This is a genomic window from Rhodococcus sp. LB1 (assembly GCF_001583455.1).
GTDB lineage: Bacteria > Actinomycetota > Actinomycetes > Mycobacteriales > Mycobacteriaceae > Rhodococcus_F > Rhodococcus_F opacus.
Map to the genome: position 1 here is coordinate 1 of NZ_LTCZ01000385.1, position 880 is coordinate 880.

The following is an 880-nucleotide window of genomic DNA, read 5'->3' on the forward strand; positions in this document are numbered from 1 at the left end:
ACCCGGTGGACCGCATCGTCAGCATCGGTGCCTTCGAGCCCTTTCGCCGCCACTCCTACCAGGCGTTCTTCGACAGGTGCCGGGACCTGTTGCCCGCGGACGGGCGGATGTTGCTGCACTCGATCATCGCCTACCAGCGCGGCACCCTGGAGAAGATGGGCATCCCGTTCACCGAGGCCTACGTGCGCTTCGCCGTGTTCATCGTTCGAGAGATCTTTCGGGGTGGTCAGCTGCCCGAACCGGACTGGGTGACCGCTCCGGCGGAGCGGGCGGGGTTCGGTGTCGACCAGATTCAGCCGTTGCAGTCGCACTATGCGCGTACGTTGGACCGGTGGTCCGGGGCGCTCGCGGCCCGTCACGATGACGCCGTGAAGTTCGCTTCGGAAGAGGTTTATCAGCGGTACATGAAGTACCTGACCGGTTGCGCCGACCAGTTCCGCAGCGGACGCGTCGATGTCATGCAGTTCACCCTGGTCAAACAGGGGTGAGCTGGTTCTCACCCGAATTTTTCGGATTCTGAGCGAGCCGACCTGCGGATATTCACGATCGCGTCAGCGGACGATTCTCGCCAACTTGTCGGAATCCGCACCGCCGACGGCACTGTCAACTTTGAGCAATCCGACGGCGATTTTCGCCCGTTCGCCTCCGCGATTCACCAGGTCGCGTGTGACGAATGCGGCTTGTGTGGTTAGCAGATTGTTCAGGCGACCTCAAGTTTGACAGTGCCCATGGGACGCACTGGCCTCAGTCAGCCCGGGCCGTCGGGATTCGCGAGATCGTACGCGCGGGAGACCTTTAGGGGGACGACCATGCGCCAGGCGTCGATGACGAGTTCGCGCGCCTCGGCCGGGTGCAGTGCCGCAAGGTCGGCGTGAACCCA

At 63.3% G+C, this 880-nt stretch carries 1 protein-coding gene; it reads left to right on the forward strand.

The window, feature by feature from the left end; translation table 11 throughout:
- A partial coding sequence (locus AZG88_RS36435) for a class I SAM-dependent methyltransferase (protein WP_197488001.1) occupies positions 1 to 488 on the forward strand: 488 nt, incomplete at its 5' end.
- Positions 489 to 880: the final 392 nt, after the last annotated feature.